The sequence below is a fragment of the Streptomyces sp. NPDC017936 genome (genome assembly GCF_044328485.1).
Taxonomy (GTDB): Bacteria; Actinomycetota; Actinomycetes; order Streptomycetales; family Streptomycetaceae; genus Streptomyces.
Genome location: NZ_JBIRHK010000005.1, coordinates 367,715 through 386,190 on the forward strand (window position 1 = coordinate 367,715; position 18,476 = coordinate 386,190).

Here is an 18,476-nt window from a genome sequence, read left to right on the forward strand (position 1 = left end):
CGCCGTCCACGCCGGCCGCCGTTGCTCCCGCCCGGCCCCGACGACGGCGACCAGCCTAGAGTCCCCGACTGTGCGGTGACGTCACGTGTGACGTCGACCACCCCACAACCACTCCGTAGGCCCGCACACGTGCGGGTGCTCAGCCGCCGGCGCGCAGCACGGCCGCGACGATCGGGCCGGACGCGTCGACGCCGTGGCCGCCGTCCTCGGTCATGGCCGCGGCGGCGACGTCGTCGCGGTAGCCGGTGAACCAGCTGTTGGACTTCGCCCGCCCGTCGACCTCGGCGGAGCCGGTCTTCGCGCCGATCCGGCCGCGCAGGCCGCTCATCACCTCGGCCGCGGTGCCGCTGGTCGCGGTGCGGTTCATCATCGAGCGCAGCTGCCGCACGGTGTCCGGCGCGAGCCCGCGCGCCCGGGCGAGCTCGCGGTCGTCCAGGCTCCGCGGCACGATCACCGGCTGCCGGAAGGTGCCGGTCATCGCGGTGGCCGTCACCGACGCCATGTTCAGCGGGTTCATCTGGACCTCGCCCTGGCCGATCAGGTTGGCCGCGGTGTCCGGGCCGCCGGAGGCCGGGACGCGGCCGTCGAAGGAGGCGATGCCGGTCTTCCAGTCGTCGCGGCCGAGCCCGAAGCGGTCCTGCGCCTCCTTGGTCAGCGAGTCGACCCGGACCTCGTCCGCGAACTTCACGAAGGCCGTGTTGCAGGAGCGCGCGAAGCTCTCCGCGAGGGTCGCGCCCTCGTCCGGGGGCAGGTTCTCGATGTTGCGGAAGGTCTGGCCCTCCGACATCGCCGAGTCGGGGCAGGGCGCCGGACCGTCCGCGGTGGTGAGCTCGTTGTCGATGAGGGTGGCCGCGCTGACGATCTTCATGGTGGAGCCGGGCGCCACGGTGCCCTGGAAGGCGGCGTTGAAGCCGTCGGTGCGGTTGTTGGCGACCGCGAGCACGTCACCGGTGCTCGGCTGGAGGGCCACCACCGACGACTCGGCGTACTGGTTCACCGCCTTCTCGGCGGCCGCCTGCACCGTGGCGCTGAGGGTGGTGGGGACCTTGCCCGCCTTGCCCTCGGCGAGGGTCAGCAGCGCCGTGTCAGGGGTGTCCGGGGCGGCGTGCCGGACCACCAGCTCGATGCTCGCCGTCCCGCCCGCCCGGTCGCCGTACTTCTGGCGCAGATCGTCCAGGATCGGCCCGAGCGAGGGGTACTTCTCCTTCGTCAGCACCTTGCCGTCGCGGTCCACGGCCTCGATCGCCGGCGTCGACGACTCGCCCGTGACCAGCGTGTCGTCCATCGCCGTCAGCTGCGGGTGCACCACCGACGGCTGCCAGTCGACCAGCGCCCGCCCGGTGGTGAGCCCGCGCACCACCGTCAGCCGGCTGCCGTACGACAGCGGCTCGGACTTCCCCTCGTACGACACCGTCGCCCGCACGGTGAACGGCACGGTGGCCCCGGCCGCCGCACCCGGCGTGATCTTCACCCCGGTGATGTGCGCGGCCTCGGCGTAGGAGGTCAGCAGCGGCGCCGCCTTCTCCGCGTTGTCGGTGTACGACGCCGCGGTCGCCGCCTCGCCCTTCTCCCAGGCCGCGAAGAACGCGGCGGTCGTCTCCTCCACCTCGGAGGCGCTCGGCGGCCCGCTCTTCTTCGTGGTCGCCGGCCCGCCGCCCGCCGACCCGCCGCCGTCCCCGTTCAGCGCGTCCACCACGTTGTACGTGCCGTATCCGGCGCCGCCCACCATCACGGCGAACACCGAGCCGACGATCGCCGCCTTGACCCCCTTGCGCATGCCTGCGCCCTCCCCGTATGTCCCCGTTGGTCCCGCATGCCCTCCTGGACGTTTCTGAACGCGTTCAGAAGGCCGGTCATGCTCGCACTGTATGCGGACGCGGGGACTCCTGTGACCCGAGTTCCCGGAAGTTGTCCGAACGGAGACCGGGGTGCGGGGCGAAACGGACGTTCAGCGCGCTGACCCGGGGGCGGGTGCGCGTCCACGGACGTGAACGTCCGCGCCGGAGGAGGACGCCGGCCCCGGAGGACCGGCCGCCCGGCCGGCTACACCCACGTGTCGAGCCACATCCGCGACCGCCAGTCGTCGATCGGGATCGCCTGGCCCGTGTGGAGGGGCCAGAAGTAGATGAAGTTCCACAGGATCAGCAGCACCAGCACGCCCGCGCCCGTCGCCCCCACGACCCGCCGGGTGTCGCCCGATCCCGGCCGGCCGACGATCGCGCCGATCATCATCGCCACCGCCAGGCACAGGAAGGGCAGGAAGACGACGGCGTAGAAGAGGAAGATCGTGCGCTCCTGGTACAGGAACCACGGCAGGTAGCCGGCCGCGATGCCGCAGGCGATCGCGCCCGCGCGCCAGTCGCGGCGGAAGAACCAGCGCCAGAACACGAACAGGATCGCGAAGCACGCGGCCCACCACAGCATCGGCGTGCCGATCGCCAGGACCTCCCGCGCGCACTTCTCGCCCGCGTCCACCGGGCAGCCGTCCTTGCCGGGCGCCGGGGACTCGTAGAAGTACGACACCGGACGGCCCAGGACGATCCAGCTCCACGGGTTCGACTGGTACGTGTGCGGGGACGTCAGGTGGGTGTGGAACTCGAACACCTCGTGCTCGTAGTGCCACAGGCTGCGCCACCAGTCCGGGAACAGCCACGTCCAGTTGCCGCCCTTGCCGTCGGTGGCCGCCCAGTTGCGGTAGTAGCCGCCCGAGCCGTCGTCCGCGGACAGGATCCAGCCCGTCCACGACACGAGGTAGGTGACGAGCGCGACCGGCACGGTGGCCAGGAACGCCAGACCCGTGTCGCGCTTGAGGACCGTCAGGTACGGGCGGCGCGCACCGGCCGTCCGGCGCGCGGCGACGTCCCACAGGACCGTCATCAGGCAGAACGCGACCAGGATGTACAGGCCGTTCCACTTGGTGCCGATCGCCAGGCCCAGCGTCACGCCGGCCGCCCAGCGCCAGGGGCGCCACCCCAGCCGCGTCGTCTCCGCGAGGTGCGCGTCCGGGCGGTGCACGCCGTCCGCGTCCGGCGGCAGCGCGGCCGCGAGCCGTTCCCGGGCCTTGTCGCGGTCGATCAGCAGACAGCCGAACGTCGCCAGCACGAAGAACATCAGCACCCCGTCGAGCAGCGAGGTGCGGCTCATCACGAAGTGCAGCCCGTCGACCGCCATCAGCGCGCCCGCCAGACAGCCCAGGAACGTCGAGCGGAACAGGCGGCGGCCGATCCGGCACAGCATCAGGACGGACAGGGTCCCCAGCAGGGCGGTCATGAACCGCCAGCCGAACGGGTCGAACCCGAAGATCAGCTCGCCCAGCCCGATGACGTACTTCCCGACCGGCGGGTGCACCACGTAGGCCGCGTCCGTCGGAACGGCGACGTGGCCGCCCGTGGACAGGACGAGGTCGTTGGCGTTCTTGTCCCAGTTGACCTCGAAGCCGCGGTGGACGAGCGCCCAGGCGTCCTTGGCGTAGTACGTCTCGTCGAATATCACCGCCTTCGGGCTGCCCAGGTTCCAGAACCGCAGCACGCCCGCCACCAGCGTGACCAGCAGCGGACCGCCCCAGCCGGACCAGCGCGTGACGCGGTCCGCGAGCGTGGGCGGCGCGCCGAGCGCCTGCCACAGGCGCGGGCCGGGCGCGGCGAACGGCGGCACCAGCCGCTCACGGACGTCGCCGGAGGGCTCCGCCGTGTGTCCGAAACGGCGCAGGCGCTGCCGCCACGACGGCGGCTGGTCCTGCGGCGCCCGGTCGTGCGGCCGGTGGTCCGTGGAGTCCGTGGAGTCCGTGGAGGACGCGGTACTGGTCACCGCGCCATCGTAGGGAACCCGTCTGTGGGATTCCCGTGCTTGGGGTCCTGCGAGACTGGAAACGTGACACTCGTACCCGGAACCCTGGTCCTTGCAGGCACCCCCATCGGGGACATCGCGGACGCCCCGCCCCGGCTCGCCGAGGAGCTGGCCGGCGCCGACGTCGTCGCCGCCGAGGACACCCGGCGGCTGCGCCGGCTCACCCAGGCGCTGGGCGTGACGCCCAAGGGGCGCGTGGTGTCGTACTTCGAGGGCAACGAGTCCGCCCGCACGCCCGAGCTGGTCGAGGAGCTGCTCGGCGGCGCGCGCGTGCTGCTCGTGACGGACGCCGGGATGCCGTCCGTCTCCGACCCGGGCTACCGGCTGGTCGCCGCGGCCGTCGAGAAGGACGTCCGGGTGACCGCCGTGCCCGGCCCGTCCGCCGTTCTCACGGCGCTCGCCCTGTCCGGGCTGCCCGTCGACCGCTTCTGCTTCGAGGGGTTCCTGCCGCGCAAGGCGGGGGAGCGCCTGTCGCGGCTGCGGGAGGTGGCGGAGGAACGCCGGACGCTCGTCTACTTCGAGGCTCCGCACCGCCTGGACGACACGCTCGCCGCGATGGCCGAGGTGTTCGGCGGGGAGCGGCGGGCCGCGGTCTGCCGGGAGCTGACCAAGACGTACGAGGAGATCCGGCGCGGTCCGCTGGACGAGCTCGCGGCGTGGGCCGCGGAGGGCGTGCGCGGTGAGATCACCGTGGTCGTGTCCGGGGCGCCCGAGCGGGCGCCCGAGGAACTCGACGCGGCGGAACTGGTGCGGCGGGTGCGGGCGCGCGAGGAGGCCGGAGAGCGCCGCAAGGAGGCGATCGCGGCGGTGGCGGCCGAGGCCGGGCTGCCCAAGCGCGAGGTGTTCGACGCGGTGGTGGCGGCGAAGCACGCCACGGGGTGAACGGCGGCGGGCGCGTCGTGCGGTGTCGGTCGCTGCGGGGTGAGCGGGGGCGGGTGCGTCGTGCGGTGTCGGTCGCTGCGGGGTGAGCGGGGGCGGGTGCGTCGTGCGGTGTCGGTCGATGCGGGGTGAGCGGGGGCGGGTGCGTCGCGGGGTGTCGGTCGCTGCGGGGTGAGCGGCGGCGGGCGGGCCGCGGGGTGCCGGCCGCCGTGGGACGAGCGGCGGCGGGCGCATCGCGGGGTGCCGGCCGCCGTGGAGTGAGCGGGGGCGGGCGCGTCGTGCGGTGCCGGTCGCCACGGGGCGCGGGTCGGCCCGCGGCGACCGGCATCAGGGGCGCGGCTCCGGGGGACGCGGCTCCGCCCCGGGGCGGAGCGCCACCCGGCGGTAAAGAGTTGTCGCCGAGTGCAAAGCCCAGAAGTCACCCTCCGCACCGCTTCGGCAAGGAACGCCCAAATCGGGTCCAACACTCGACAGGGCCCGCTGCGCGGGCGCCGGTCGCGCGGTCCACTGATGCCGGGGACGCGGCCGTCCCCCGCCCCCGCCGGATTCCGGGGGGAATCCGCGCGCCGGGGGCGTCCGTCCGTCGGACGAGCAGGAGCTGGCATGAGCGAGACCACAGGGCAGACCGGCCCGGGCGCCCCGGCGGCGCCCGTCGTGCACGAGTCGTACTCCTTCGCCTGCATGCGCTGCGGGCACGGCTGGGAGCAGTCCTACGAGATCGAGCACCACACGCACGCCGACGGTCACGCGTTCGTCCGGTACGTCGCGAACGGCCGGCCGGTCCCGTCCCCGCTGAGCCGGCCCGCGTGCCAGAACTGCGACGGGCACGTCGTGCGCATCATGCGGGCGGGGCAGGTCTCCTCGGCGCTCGGCGCGGTCCGCCGGACCCGCCAGGCGCCGCCCCCGGCCGGCTCCCCGGCGGCGCCGGAGGCCGCCGGGGAGCGGGGCGAGGGCCCCGGGCGCCCGCGCGAGCACCACCCCTGGAACCTGTCCGGTCTCCTGCACCCCTTCCAGCGCAAGGCCGGCTGAACCGGCCGGCGACCGGCGAGGGGCGTGCCCTTCCGTAGGATCGGAGCATGCCTTCGAACGCCGACAAGAACGCGGCGCCGCCGCTCCCGGCCCCCCTCCGGGTGCCGGTCGCCGACTCCCACACCCACCTCGACATGCAGTCCGGCACGGTGGAGGAGGGCCTCGCCAAGGCCGCGTCGGTCGGCGTCACGACGGTCGTCCAGGTCGGCTGCGACGTCCGCGGCTCCCGCTGGGCGGCCGAGACGGCGGCCGCGTACGAGAACGTCCACGCGGCCGTCGCCCTGCACCCCAACGAGGCCCCGCGCATCGTGCACGGCGACCCTGGGGGCACCTCCCAGCCCCCTGGGGCTGGGGGAGGCTGGTCCCGGCAGGGCGCGCGCGAGCCGGGGGGTGCGGCCGCGCTCGACGAGGCGCTCGCCGAGATCGACCGGCTGGCCGCGCTGCCGCACGTCAAGGGCGTCGGCGAGACGGGACTCGACCACTTCCGCACCGGCCCCGAGGGCAAGGGCGCGCAGGAGCGTTCCTTCCGCGCCCACATCGAGATCGCCAAGCGGCACGGCAAGGCCCTCGTCATCCACGACCGCGACGCCCACGCCGACGTCCTGCGCGTGCTGAAGGAGGAGGGCGCCCCCGAGCGCACCGTCTTCCACTGCTACTCCGGGGACGCCGAGATGGCGGAGGTCTGCGCCCGCGCCGGGTACTTCATGTCCTTCGCCGGCAACGTCACCTTCAAGAACGCCCAGAACCTGCGCGACGCCCTCGCCGTCGCCCCGCTGGAGCTGGTCCTCGTCGAGACCGACGCCCCCTTCCTCACCCCGGCGCCCTACCGGGGGCGGCCCAACGCGCCGTACCTCGTGCCCGTCACGGTCCGCGCCATGGCCGCCGTCCGCGGCATCGACGAGGACACCCTCGCGGCCGCCCTCGCCGCGAACACGGCCCGCGCCTTCGGCTACTGAGCGGCACCACCGACCCGCCCGGGCACCACGCCGGGTAGCCGTGCCGCTTTGGAGAGTGACGGCCGCTCCGCTAGGTTCTGGGGGCCCGATCCGGGCCCCTTCGGACCCTCCGGCCCCTGGAGCGTGTCGGCGTGAGCAGCCCGCACCACCCGACGTTCGACCCGTTCGACCCGTACCACCCGTACCACCCGTACCACCCGTACGACCCGAGCGGGCCGTACGGCGCCGACCCGGCCCACGTGCCGCCGGCGTACGGCCCGTGGACCGGCGACCCGCGTCCCGGCCGCCCGGACCGTGACCCGCGTCCCGGTCCGCACCCCGACCTGCACAGCGCCGAGACGCTCACCTGGGGCGTCCACCCGGCGCCGGCGCCCCGCCGGGACACGTACCGGCCCGCCCACGAGGCGACCGAGCCGGATCTCCGGTACCCGGCGGCGCACGGGCCCGGCGCGGACGCCACCGAGCCCGGGGTGCGCGCCGGAGCGCCCGGGCGGCGGGCCGCGCACCGGCGCAGGGCGCGCTCCACCGGGCGCCCGGACGCCGCCCTCCGTCGGCTGCTCCCGCAGGCGCTGGTCGTCGCCTTCCTCGCCGGCGGCACCACCGCGTTCGTCGCCGAGGACAAGGCGGTCGAGCTGACCGTCGAGGGCAGGTCGCGCACCCTGCACACGTTCGCCGACGACGTGACCGAACTGCTCGCGGAGGAAGGCGTGGCCGTGGGCGCGCACGACACGGTGGTCCCCGCGCCCGGCACGGCGCTCACCGGCGACGACGAGATCGCCGTGCGCTACGGACGTCCCGTACGGCTCACCCTCGACGGACGACGGCACGAGGTGTGGACGACGGCGCGCACGGTGGACGAGGCGCTGCGGCAGCTGGGCGTGCGCGCCGAGGGCGCGTACCTCTCCGCCCCGCGCTCCCGGCGCATCGGGCGCGCGGGGCTCGCGCTGGACGTCCGCACCGAGCGCGCCCTGACGATCCTGGCCGACGGCCGCGCCCGCCCCCTGCGCACCAACGCGGCGACCGTCCGCGAGGCCGTCGAGGAGGCCGGGATCACCCTGCGCGGCCAGGACACCACGTCCGTCCCGCCCGGCAGCTTCCCGCGCGACGGGCAGACGGTCACCGTGCTGCGGATCACCGGCGGCAGACAGGTGCGCGAGGAGGCGATCCCGTTCCGGGTGCGGCGGACGGAGGACCCCTCGCTGTTCAGGGGCGCGGAGGTGGTGGAGCGCGCCGGGCGGCCGGGGCTGCGGCGGCACACCTATCTGCTGCGCACCGTCAACGGCGTCCGGCAGGAACCGCGGTGGATCAGGACCGAGACCGTGCGCGAGCCGCGCGCGCAGGTGGTGAGGGTCGGCACCAGGCCCCGGCCCGCCGCGCGGCGGGCCGACGACCTGGACTGGCGGGGGCTCGCGGACTGCGAGTCCGGCGGACGGCCGGACGCGGTGGACCCGTCCGGGACGTACGGCGGGCTGTACCAGTTCGACACCCGCACCTGGCACGGCCTCGGCGGCAGCGGACGCCCGCAGGACGCCCCGGCGGCGGAGCAGACGCGGCGGGCGAAGGAGCTGTACCGGCGGCAGGGCGCCGCGTCCTGGCCGCACTGCGGGGCGCGGTTGCGCGGGTGAGGCTCCGGCCGGGGCCGCCCGCGCGCCCCCGTACCCTTGTCCCGTGAGCAGCCCCACCCCCGACGCCCTCCTGGGCCCCGCCGACATCCGTGAACTGGCGGCCGTCCTCGGCGTGCGTCCCACCAAGCAGCGCGGCCAGAACTTCGTGATCGACGCGAACACGGTCCGTCGTATCGTCCGCACCGCGCAGGTACGGCCCGACGACGTGGTCGTCGAGGTCGGGCCGGGGCTCGGCTCCCTGACGCTGGCGCTGCTGGAGGTGGCCGACCGCGTCACGGCCGTCGAGATCGACGACGTCCTGGCCGGCGCGCTGCCCGCGACGATCACGGCGCGCATGCCGGAGCGCGCCGGGCGTTTCGCGCTGGTGCACTCCGACGCGATGCACGTGACCGGGCTGCCGGGCCCCGCCCCGACCGCGCTGGTCGCGAACCTCCCCTACAACGTGGCCGTCCCCGTCCTCCTGCACATGCTCGACACCTTCCCGAGCATCGAGCGCACCCTCGTCATGGTCCAGTCCGAGGTCGCCGACCGGCTCGCCGCCGCACCCGGCTCGAAGGTGTACGGCGTGCCGTCCGTCAAGGCCAACTGGTACGCCGAGGTCAAGCGGGCCGGAGCCATCGGCCGCAACGTCTTCTGGCCCGCGCCGAACGTCGACAGCGGGCTCGTCTCGCTCGTCCGCCGGACCGAGCCGCTCAAGACCACGGCGTCCAGGGCCGAGGTCTTCGCCGTCGTCGACGCGGCCTTCGCGCAGCGGCGCAAGACGCTGCGCGCCGCGCTCGCCGGATGGGCCGGTTCGGCGGCGGCCGCCGAGGCGGCGCTGGTCGCCGCCGGGGTGTCCCCGCAGGCGCGCGGCGAGTCGCTGACCGTCGAGGAGTTCGCCCGGATCGCCGAGAACAAGCAGGAGAACGCAGCGTGAGCGTCACCGTCCGCGTGCCCGCCAAGGTCAACGTCCAGCTCGCGGTGGGCGCCGCGCGCGCGGACGGCTTCCACGACCTGGCGAACGTGTTCCTGGCCGTCGGCCTCCACGACGAGGTCACCGCGACCCCCGCCGACGAACTGCGGATCACCTGCGAGGGCCCCGGCGCCGACCAGGTCCCCCTGGACCGCACGAACCTCGCCGCGCGCGCGGCGCTCGCCCTCGCCGAGCGGTACGGCCGCGACGCCCGCGTCCACCTGCACATCGCCAAGGACATCCCGGTCGCCGGCGGCATGGCGGGCGGCAGCGCGGACGGCGCGGCGGCCCTCCTCGCCTGCGACACGCTGTGGGGGACGGGCGCGTCCCGCGACGAACTCCTGGACATCTGCGCCGAGCTGGGCAGCGACGTCCCGTTCAGCCTGGTCGGCGGCGCCGCCCTGGGCACCGGGCGCGGCGAGAAGCTGACCTCGTTGGAGGTCGGCGGCGCCTTCCACTGGGTGTTCGCGACGGCCGGGCGGGGGCTGTCGACGCCGGCCGTGTTCCGGGAGTTCGACCGCCTCGGCGAGGGCCTGGACATCCCCGAGCCGGTCGCCTCCGAGGCCCTGCTCGACGCCCTGGCCGCCGGCGACCCCGACGCGCTCGCCGCGACGGTCTCCAACGACCTCCAGCCGGCCGCCCTCTCCCTCTTCCCGGAGCTGGCCGACACGCTGGCGGCGGGACGCGGGGCGGGCGCGCTGGCGGGGCTGGTCTCCGGCTCCGGCCCGACGACGGCGTTCCTCGTCCGTGACGCGGGAGAGGCGGAGAAGGTGGCCGGGGCCCTGCGCGCCTCCGGCACCTGCCGCACGGCGCGCGTGGCGACGGCCCCGGCGGCGGGGGCGACGGTGCTCTGAGGGGCCGCTCCGCTCAGAGCTCGTCGATGACGGCCAGGTCGATGTCGATGTCGAACGGCACGCTGAGCTTGACGTGGTCGTGGTGGATGCCGGTCAGCGCGTAGGTGCCGGTGGCCCCGCCGCGTTCGTAGACCTGGACGGCCGGCCGGTCGTCCTGGCCCGCCATGTCGACCAGCCAGAAGTGCGGGATGCCCGCCGCCGCGTACTTCTGCGGCTTGGTGTTGCGGTCGCGGGCCTCGGAATCGGGGGAGACGACCTCGATGGCGAGCAGGACGTCGGCCGCCTCGAAGTGGGTCTGACGCCGGCTGGTGACGGCTTCGGCACGGACCACGGAGATGTCCGGTTCGGGGCCGTTGCGGTTGTCGAGCACGACCGTCATCTCGCGCTCGACCTTCACCTCGGGCGGTGCCGTGCGCCTCAGGCCGCTGATCAGCATGTCGATCGCATCAGCGGGGAAAATGCGCTGCGCACTCACGAAAACCAGGCTCCCGTCGATCAGCTCGGTGTGCGGCGGGGAGATCCGGCAGCGTGAACAGGTCGTCCACGGTGTAGCCGTCCTGCGGCGGCACCGGCCACTGGACGCGGTGCTGTACGGACTCGGCGGTCATGGTTCCTCCCATGGACGGGATCCTGCTGCCCGTCCTCCACGGTAGCGACCCGTCTCCGATCACGTCACCACGAAGAGTGACGACATGCTCACGACCCGCTCGCCGCCCGGCAGGCCCTACGCTAGAAGGCTGACCGACCCCCACGCGCAGGAGAGAAATGGCCGTCAACCTGGTCAATGTCGAGAACGTCAGCAAGGTGTACGGCACCCGTGCCCTGCTCGACGGCGTCTCCCTCGGCGTCTCCGAAGGGGACCGCATCGGCGTGGTGGGCCGCAACGGCGACGGCAAGACCACCCTGATCCGGATGCTCGCCAAGCTGGAGGAGGCCGACACCGGGCGGGTCACCCACTCCGGCGGGCTGCGGCTCGGGGTGCTGACGCAGCACGACTCCCTCGACCCGACGGCCACCGTCCGGCACGAGGTCATCCGGGACCTGGCCGACCACGAGTGGGCGGGCAACGCCAAGATCAGGGACGTCCTCACCGGCCTCTTCGGCGGCCTCGACCTGCCCGGCTTCCCGCAGGGGCTCGACACCGTCATCGGACCGCTCTCCGGCGGCGAGCGCCGCCGGATCGCGCTCGCCAAGCTGCTCATCGAGGAGCAGGACCTGATCGTCCTCGACGAGCCCACCAACCACCTGGACGTCGAGGGCATCTCCTGGCTGGCCCAGCACCTGCGCGAGCGGCGCTCCGCGCTCGTGTGCGTCACCCACGACCGCTGGTTCCTCGACCAGGTCTGCACCCGCATGTGGGACGTCCAGCGCGGCACCGTCCACGAGTACGAGGGCGGCTACTCCGACTACGTCTTCGCGCGCGCGGAGCGCGAGCGCATCGCGGCCACGGAGGAGACCAAGCGGCAGAACCTCGTCCGCAAGGAGCTCGCCTGGCTGCGCCGGGGCGCCCCCGCGCGCACCTCCAAGCCCCGTTTCCGGGTCGAGGCCGCCAACGAGCTGATCAAGGACGTGCCGCCGCCCCGCGACAGCAGCGAGCTGATGAAGTTCGCGTCCTCGCGCCTGGGCAAGACGGTGTTCGACCTGGAGGACGTCACCGTCCAGGCCGGTCCCAAGGTGCTGCTCAAGCACGTCACCTGGCAGCTCGGCCCCGGCGACCGCATCGGCCTGGTCGGTGTGAACGGCGCCGGCAAGACGTCCCTGCTGCGGGCCATGGCCGAGGCCGCCCGCACGGAGGGGGAGGCACAGCCCGCCGGCGGGCGGGTCACCGTCGGCAGGACCGTCAAGCTCGCCTACCTCTCCCAGGAGGTCGCCGAGCTCGACCCGGACTGGCGGGTCCTGGAGGCCGTCCAGCGGGTGCGCGAGCGCGTCGACCTCGGCAAGGGGCGCGAGATGACCGCGGGTCAGCTGTGCGAGACGTTCGGCTTCAGCAAGGAGAAGCAGTGGACGCCGGTGGGCGACCTCTCCGGCGGTGAGCGCCGCCGCCTGCAGCTGCTGCGCCTGCTGATGGACGAGCCGAACGTCCTCTTCCTCGACGAGCCCACCAACGACCTCGACATCGAGACCCTCACCCAGCTCGAGGACCTCCTCGACGGCTGGCCCGGCTCGATGATCGTGATCTCCCACGACCGGTTCTTCGTCGAGCGCACGACGGACCGCGTCTTCGCGCTCCTCGGCGACGCCACCCTGCGGATGCTCCCGCGCGGCATCGACGAGTACCTGGAGCGGCGCCGGCGGATGGAGGAGGCGGCCGCCGCCGCGGTGGCCCCCGCGCCGGCCGCCCAGAAGACCGCCGTGCCCGAGAAGAGCGCGGCCGACCAGCGCGCCGCGAAGAAGGAACTCCAGAAGATCGAGCGGCAGCTGGACAAGATCTCCGAGAAGGAGACCAGGCTGCACACCCAGATCGCCGACAACGCCACCGACTTCGAGAAGGTCGCCCGACTCGACGCCGAACTGAGGGAGCTGGCGGGCGAGCGCGAGGAACTGGAACTCCGCTGGCTGGAGCTGGCGGAGGACGCGTAGCGGACACCGGACCGGGCGGGGCGCGGCCTGTCCTTCCGGCGCCGAACGCGCGAGGTCGGCTCGGGTGTCGTCTGCGGGGGCGCGTTCCGGCTGCCGGGCGCTCCCGGGCCGTGGTGCGCGCCGGGAGCCGTGCGTTCCCGGCCCCCGATGCGCGCGATGACTCCGTGCGCGCCCGGAGCAGGCGTGCGCAACTGCCGTGCGCTCCCCGGGCGTGGGCGCGCACACCTGTCCCGCACGCCCTCGGCGTCGGCGCGAATCGATCCCCCGTCCGCTGCCGCCCGGGCCCGCGCTCCCGCGCGCGGCGTCAGCGCGCGCGCCGCGTGAAGGGGGCGTGAAGGCGCGTAACGACGGCATCACGGGCCGGTGCGCCCTTGGGAACAGGCGTGCATCCGGGCCCCTGGCCTGTCGGGCCCGGGTGATAGAAAGAGCCGTCTGAGAACTACCTGAAGACGACTCTGGGTCCATCACGAACCTCAGGGCGTGGCGAAAAATCAGTGAGCGAGGGGGAACACGCTGATGACTCAGCCGCCCAACCAGCCGCCGCAGCCGGGCGGTTTCGGAGCACCGCAGCAGCCCCAGGACCAGCAACCGCAGGCTCCGCAGGGCGGTTTCGGCGCACCGCAGATGCCCGGCCGGCCGCCCCAGGGTCCGCCGGCCCCGCAGCCGGGCTACGGCTACCCGCAGCAACAGCCGCCGCAGCCCGGCCCGTACGGCGCCCCGCCCGCCGCCGGCCCGTACGGCCCGCCGCAGCAGCCGGGCCCGTACGCCCAGCCGGGCGGCCCCTACGGCCAGCAGCCCGGTTACGGCTACCCGCCCCCGCCCGGCGCCCAGTTCCCCGGCGCCCCGGGCCCCGGCACACCGCCGTCCGGTTCGCGCAACCCCTTCAAGGGGAAGCCCGCCCTGGTCGTGGGAGCGGCGGTCGCGGCGCTGCTGGTGATCGGCGGGACGGTGTTCGCGGTCACCGGCGACGACGACGGCGGCGGGGAGAAGAAGCCCGTCGCCGGCCCGAGCGACGACGGGAAGGCGAGCGCGAGCGGCGGCCCGGTCAACCCCGGTGACGGCAGCGGCGACGGCGGCGAGGAGCAGGAGGACTTCAACGCGGACCGCAAGTCCGGCGAGGCCAAGGTCCTCTGGTACAAGGAGGCCCCCGACGCGCCCGCCTCCGGCGCCGACGCCCCCGCCCTGTGGATCACCTCCAGGACGGCGGTGAAGGCGGCCTTCAAGGAGCTCGTCGCCTACAACGTCGGTGACGGCAAGCCCACGTGGGACACCATCACCTTCCCGCAGAAGATCTGCGCGGTCACCCCGCAGAAGACGGCCGACGACAAGGTCGTCGTGGCGTACATGAGCGGCACCAGCGACCGCGCCAAGTGCAACCAGCTCCAGCAGGTCGACCTCAACACCGGTGCCCAGGGCTGGAAGGGCGTCGTCGAGGAGGGCGGGCTGTTCGACAGCGTCCTCAGCATCCAGATGTCGCTCACCGGCAACACGCTGATGGTGGGCCGCTCCCAGTCCGGCACCGCCTACGACGTCCGCACCGGCAAGAAGATCTGGGACAAGCAGAAGTACGGCGACGCCTGCTTCCCCACCGCCTTCGCGGGCGGCGCCAAGCTGTACTCGGTGGCGTCCTGCGACGCGACCGGCGCCGATGAGCACGACGAGGTGCAGGAGCTGGACCCGGCGACCGGCAAGGTCAAGTGGACCCAGGCCTTCGACAAGGGCTGGACGGTCGAGCGCGCGTACTCCGTCGACCCGCTGGTCGTCTACAGCACCAACGACGACAAGAACGCCTGGAACATCGCGGCGTTCAAGCCGGGCGGCGGTTTCCGCTCGCAGGTCGGCTTCGACGAGGACTTCGCGCCGGAGTGCGGCTGGGCCATCCTCCAGCGCAACCTGACCGGCTGCGTGGGCACCGTCGCCGACGCCGACACCCTGTACCTGCCGACCCAGGCGACCACCGGCCCCAACGAGATCGTCGCGATCGACCTCGCCACCGGCAAGGAGAAGTGGCGCGTGAAGTCCCCGGCGGACGACTCGATGCTGCCGGTGCGCATGGACGGCGGAAACCTCGTCGCCTACGTCGAGCCGTCGTACGACACCGCCGGCCGGGTCGTGTCGATCCCGGTCGCCGGCTCCGCGCACACGCCCAAGACGCTGCTGCAGATGCCCGAGAGCACGATCGCCGTCGAGAACGGCTTCTCCTCGCGGGACATCGCCTGGGTCGACGGGCGCTTCTACATCTCCTCCACCCGGCTGACGGGCAACGACGACGCGAAGGAGAAGCTGATGCTCGCCTACGGCAAGTGAGGCGGGCAGCGACCCCGCCCCGGCCCTCCCGGCCTCCCGGCCGCACCGGCCCCCGTCGTCCCGGCCCCGCGCCCCGTCTCCCAGAGCGTTCTCCCGAGGTACCCACACCATGACCCAGCCGCCGCCGAACCAGCCGCAGGGCACACCCGAGGACCGGCCCCCGCAGCAGCAGGGCGCCTTCGGCGCACCCGAGCAGCCCCAGGACCAGCCGCAGGACCGGCCCCCGCAGCAGCCGCAGGAGCCCCAGGACGCCCCGCCCCAGGGCGGTTCCGGCGCCCCCGGGAGCCCGGCCGCGCCGCCGTCGGCCCCGCCGGAGGGCCCGCAGCTCAGCAAGTCACCGGGCGGCTCCGTGCCGCACCAGGCGCAGCACGCGGACGAGGCCGCCCGGAACGCCCAGGCGGCGGCCCAGGGCACCCCGGCCCCCGCGCCCGCCCAGCCGGCCCAGCCCCCGCAGGCGCCCCCGGCCCCGCCGCAGCCCCCGCAGCCCCAGCCGGGCTACGGCTACCCGCAGGCGGCCCCGCCGGCCCAGCCGCCCACCGCCCCGGGCTACGGCTACCCGGGCCGGCCCGGCCAGCCGGGCGCGCCGAACCCCTACGCCCAGCAGCCGGCGTACGGCCAGCAGCCCGCGTACCAGACGCCGCCGTACGGCCAGACGCCGCCGTACGGCCAGCAGTCGGCGTACGGGCAGCAGCCCGGTTACGGCTACCCGGGCCGGCCCGGCCAGCCCGGTCACCCGCAGCCCGGCTACGGCTACCCGGGCCAGCCGCCCACCATGCCCATGCACCCGCAGCCGGGCGGGCAGCCCGGCACCGGCCGCAAGGTCAACGCGCAGGTGGCCATCATCGTCGCGGCGGTCGTCGCGATCGCGCTGATCGTCGGCGGCGGCGTCTGGTACGCGCAGTCGGGCGACGACGACAAGAAGAACGACACCGCCAGCTCCGGCGGCACCACCGGCGGGGGCGGCGACAAGGGCGGCTCCGGGGGCACCGAGAAGACGCCCTCCGACCCCACCTCCAAGGTCCTCTTCCAGGTCCCCTCGCCCGCGGTGGCCAAGGACGACAGCGTCGTCGTGGCCGGTTCCTGGCTGACCGACAAGGCGTACGTGAAGTCGGGCGTCGCCGAGGTCGTCGGCTACGACCCGGACAAGGGCACCAAGCTGTGGACGATCAAGCTGCCCGGCCCGGTGTGCACGGCCAGCAAGCACGCCACCGCGGACGGCAGGACGGCGGTCGTCTTCCAGCCGAAGATGCCGGCCAAGGACTCCTCGGCGGGCTGCTCGCAGGTCGCCGCGCTCGACCTCGTCGCCGGCAAGCAGCTGTGGACGAAGACGGTCTCGACGGGCGACTACCCGGTCACCTTCGACAACGTCACCGTCAGCGGGAACACGGTCGCGCTCGGCGCGACCGAGGGCGGCGCGGCCTTCGACATCACCACCGGCAAGCAGCTGTGGGCCCCGAAGCCGGCCGACACCTGCTACGACGCCGGCTACGGCGGCGGCCCCAAGCTGGTCGCGGTCCGCAAGTGCGGTGACTACGACGCCCGGGAGCTGCACATCCAGACCATCGACCCGGCCTCCGGGAAGGTGCTCTCCGAGTACAAGATGGCGACCGGCATCGAGTACGCGAGCGTCGTCTCGACGGACCCGCTGGTCGTGGCCGCCGACGTCGGCGACAGCGCCCAGGACGGCAGCGGCATCTCGGACTTCTTCTCCATCGACAACAAGACCGGCAAGCTGAAGACCCGGATCTCCGCGCCGGGCGAGCAGTTCGCGGCCCGCTGCGACGGCATCACCCGGATCGAGCACTGCACGGGCCTGGCGGTCGGCGCCAACCGTCTGTACATCCCGACCGAGGAGCACGACGGCACCGGCGAGTACAGCCAGACCAACGAGATCGTCGCCTTCGACCTGGCCACCGGGAAGCAGACCGGCCAGCGCGCCGACGCCGGCGACGGCTACGAGCTCACCCCGCTGCGCATGGACGGCAACAACCTGATCGCGTACAAGCGGCCGCCGTACGACGAGGGCGGACAGATCGTCAGCATCGACGGCGGATCGTTCAAGCAGACGAAGCTGATGCAGAACCCGGCCACGGAGTCGGTGCGGGACGCGGAGTCGAGCATGCTCCCGGAGTACGCCGAGATCCTCTACGCCAAGGGGCACCTGTACATGTCCTCGGTGTACGCGGACGACTCCAGCGCCGGCGAGGAGGAGTACCTGGTGCTCGCGTTCGGCACGAGCGGCTGACCCCGGGGCGCGACCGGTCCCGAAAGGGCTGATCATCGCACCGGCGCCGTGAACGGCCCCGCCCCTGCTCAGGGGCGGGGCCGTTCACGTACCGCTGGACGCCCGCGCGGGAGGGGAACTTCGGCGATCCGGGGCGCTTCTCGCCGGTAGGGGGAGCGCGACGTCGAACAAGCGTGTAGCTTCCGGGGGCATGAAGGACGAGGTGCCGGGGGGCGCCGTCCGTCCGTCCGCGGGTCCGGGCACGGGTGCCCGGATCCGGCTTTGCCCGTGTGTCCGTGTGGGCATCCATGGGGGGACTGGGGGGTTGCTCGATGGGAGTGCGGCTGATGGTGGTCGACGACCACCGCCTGCTCGCCGAGGCGCTCGCCTCGGCGCTGAAACTGCGGGGGCACCGGGTGCTCGCCGCGGCGGCGCCCGCCGCGGGGGCGGCGGAACTCGTGATCACCCGGGCGCCGGAGGTGTGCCTGCTGGGGACGGCGGCCCCGGCCGAGCCGGGGATCTTCGATCCCGTGGTCCGCATCAAACGGGAGCGGCCGCAGGTGGCGGTGCTGGTCCTCGGCCCGGTCCCGAGCCCGCGTGGCATCGCGGCGGCCTTCGCGGCCGGCGCCTCGGGGTACGTACGGCACGACGAGCGCATCGAGGGCGTCGAGCGGGCGATCATGAAGGCGCGGGCGGGCGAGGCGGCGGTCGCCCCCCAACTCCTCCAGGGCGCCTTCGGTGAACTCCTCAACCCCGCCGCCCAGCCGGACGACGAGGGCCAGCGCCTGCTCCAGCTGCTGACCCCGCGGGAGGTCGAGGTCCTGGTCCGCGTCGCCGACGGCGAGGACACCCGCCTGATCGCGGCCGGCATGGGCATAGCCCCCTCCACGGCCCGCACCCACGTCCAGCGCGTCCTGATGAAACTGGGCGTCGGCTCCCGCCTGGAGGCGGCGGCCCTGGCGGCGAGGACGGGCCTGCTGGACCGGGCCGGTCCCCTCCCGCACACGTCCCGGGACACGGAGACGGGGCCGGAGTCCTAGAACTCCGGCCCCGTCCGGGGGAGTCGGCGGGTGGTGGGGCGGGCGCCCCGGGGGGCCCCCCCCCCCCCCCCCCCCCCCCCCCCCCCCCCCCCCACGCCCCCCCCCCCCCCCGCCGGCCCCCCCCCCCCCCCCCCCCCCCCCCCCCCCCCCCGCCCCCCCGCCGGCCCCCGCCGCCCCCCGCGCC

The 18,476-nt window shown here is 74.2% G+C and carries 12 protein-coding genes and 1 pseudogene; 10 read left to right on the forward strand and 3 right to left on the reverse strand.

The window, feature by feature from the left end:
• Positions 1-139: 139 nt before the first annotated feature.
• A complete protein-coding gene (locus ACH4F6_RS13395; RefSeq protein WP_397960233.1) occupies positions 140-1,777 on the reverse strand; it encodes a penicillin-binding transpeptidase domain-containing protein in 1,638 nt (545 codons plus the stop codon).
• A 266-nt stretch (positions 1,778-2,043) separates the two neighbouring features.
• On the reverse strand, positions 2,044-3,807 hold the full coding sequence (locus ACH4F6_RS13400) for a dolichyl-phosphate-mannose--protein mannosyltransferase (RefSeq protein ID WP_397960234.1): 1,764 nt from the start codon (positions 3,805-3,807) through the stop codon (positions 2,044-2,046).
• A 63-nt stretch (positions 3,808-3,870) separates the two neighbouring features.
• Between ACH4F6_RS13400 and rsmI the strand changes: the two genes are divergently transcribed.
• The 6 genes from rsmI (at position 3,871) to ACH4F6_RS13430 (ending at position 10,141) form a co-directional block, all read left to right on the forward strand.
• Entirely contained in the window at positions 3,871-4,728 is an 858-nt protein-coding gene (gene rsmI, locus ACH4F6_RS13405; RefSeq protein ID WP_397960235.1) for a 16S rRNA (cytidine(1402)-2'-O)-methyltransferase, read from the forward strand.
• Between the two features lie 600 nt (positions 4,729-5,328).
• Positions 5,329-5,754 (forward strand): hypothetical protein, encoded by a 426-nt coding sequence (locus ACH4F6_RS13410; protein ID WP_397960236.1) that lies wholly within the window; start codon positions 5,329-5,331, stop codon positions 5,752-5,754.
• A 47-nt stretch (positions 5,755-5,801) separates the two neighbouring features.
• Entirely contained in the window at positions 5,802-6,710 is a 909-nt protein-coding gene (locus ACH4F6_RS13415) for a TatD family hydrolase (protein WP_397960237.1), read from the forward strand.
• 131 nt (positions 6,711-6,841) lie between these two features.
• Positions 6,842-8,335, forward strand: a complete 1,494-nt coding sequence (locus ACH4F6_RS13420; protein WP_397960238.1) for a ubiquitin-like domain-containing protein — start codon at positions 6,842-6,844, stop codon at positions 8,333-8,335.
• Between the two features lie 43 nt (positions 8,336-8,378).
• Positions 8,379-9,251, forward strand: coding sequence for a 16S rRNA (adenine(1518)-N(6)/adenine(1519)-N(6))-dimethyltransferase RsmA (gene rsmA, locus ACH4F6_RS13425; protein WP_397960239.1), 873 nt, complete (start codon positions 8,379-8,381; stop codon positions 9,249-9,251).
• Positions 9,248-10,141 (forward strand): 4-(cytidine 5'-diphospho)-2-C-methyl-D-erythritol kinase, encoded by an 894-nt coding sequence (locus ACH4F6_RS13430; RefSeq protein ID WP_397960240.1) that lies wholly within the window; start codon positions 9,248-9,250, stop codon positions 10,139-10,141. The genes rsmA and ACH4F6_RS13430 overlap by 4 nt, the downstream gene beginning before the upstream one ends.
• 13 nt (positions 10,142-10,154) lie before the next feature.
• Here ACH4F6_RS13430 and ACH4F6_RS13435 read toward each other — a convergent pair.
• Positions 10,155-10,749, reverse strand: a pseudogene (locus ACH4F6_RS13435) (Uma2 family endonuclease).
• 157 nt (positions 10,750-10,906) lie between these two features.
• Between ACH4F6_RS13435 and ACH4F6_RS13440 the strand changes: the two are divergent.
• The 4 genes from ACH4F6_RS13440 (at position 10,907) to ACH4F6_RS13455 (ending at position 18,292) form a co-directional block, all read left to right on the forward strand.
• Positions 10,907-12,721, forward strand: coding sequence for an ABC-F family ATP-binding cassette domain-containing protein (locus tag ACH4F6_RS13440; protein ID WP_397960241.1), 1,815 nt, complete (start codon positions 10,907-10,909; stop codon positions 12,719-12,721).
• A gap of 516 nt (positions 12,722-13,237) precedes the next feature.
• On the forward strand, positions 13,238-15,028 hold the full coding sequence (locus tag ACH4F6_RS13445) for a PQQ-binding-like beta-propeller repeat protein (RefSeq protein WP_397960242.1): 1,791 nt from the start codon (positions 13,238-13,240) through the stop codon (positions 15,026-15,028).
• A gap of 109 nt (positions 15,029-15,137) precedes the next feature.
• A complete protein-coding gene (locus ACH4F6_RS13450; RefSeq protein ID WP_397960243.1) occupies positions 15,138-17,273 on the forward strand; it encodes a PQQ-binding-like beta-propeller repeat protein in 2,136 nt (711 codons plus the stop codon).
• 311 nt (positions 17,274-17,584) lie between these two features.
• A complete protein-coding gene (locus ACH4F6_RS13455; protein WP_397960244.1) occupies positions 17,585-18,292 on the forward strand; it encodes a LuxR C-terminal-related transcriptional regulator in 708 nt (235 codons plus the stop codon).
• Positions 18,293-18,476 lie beyond the last annotated feature (184 nt).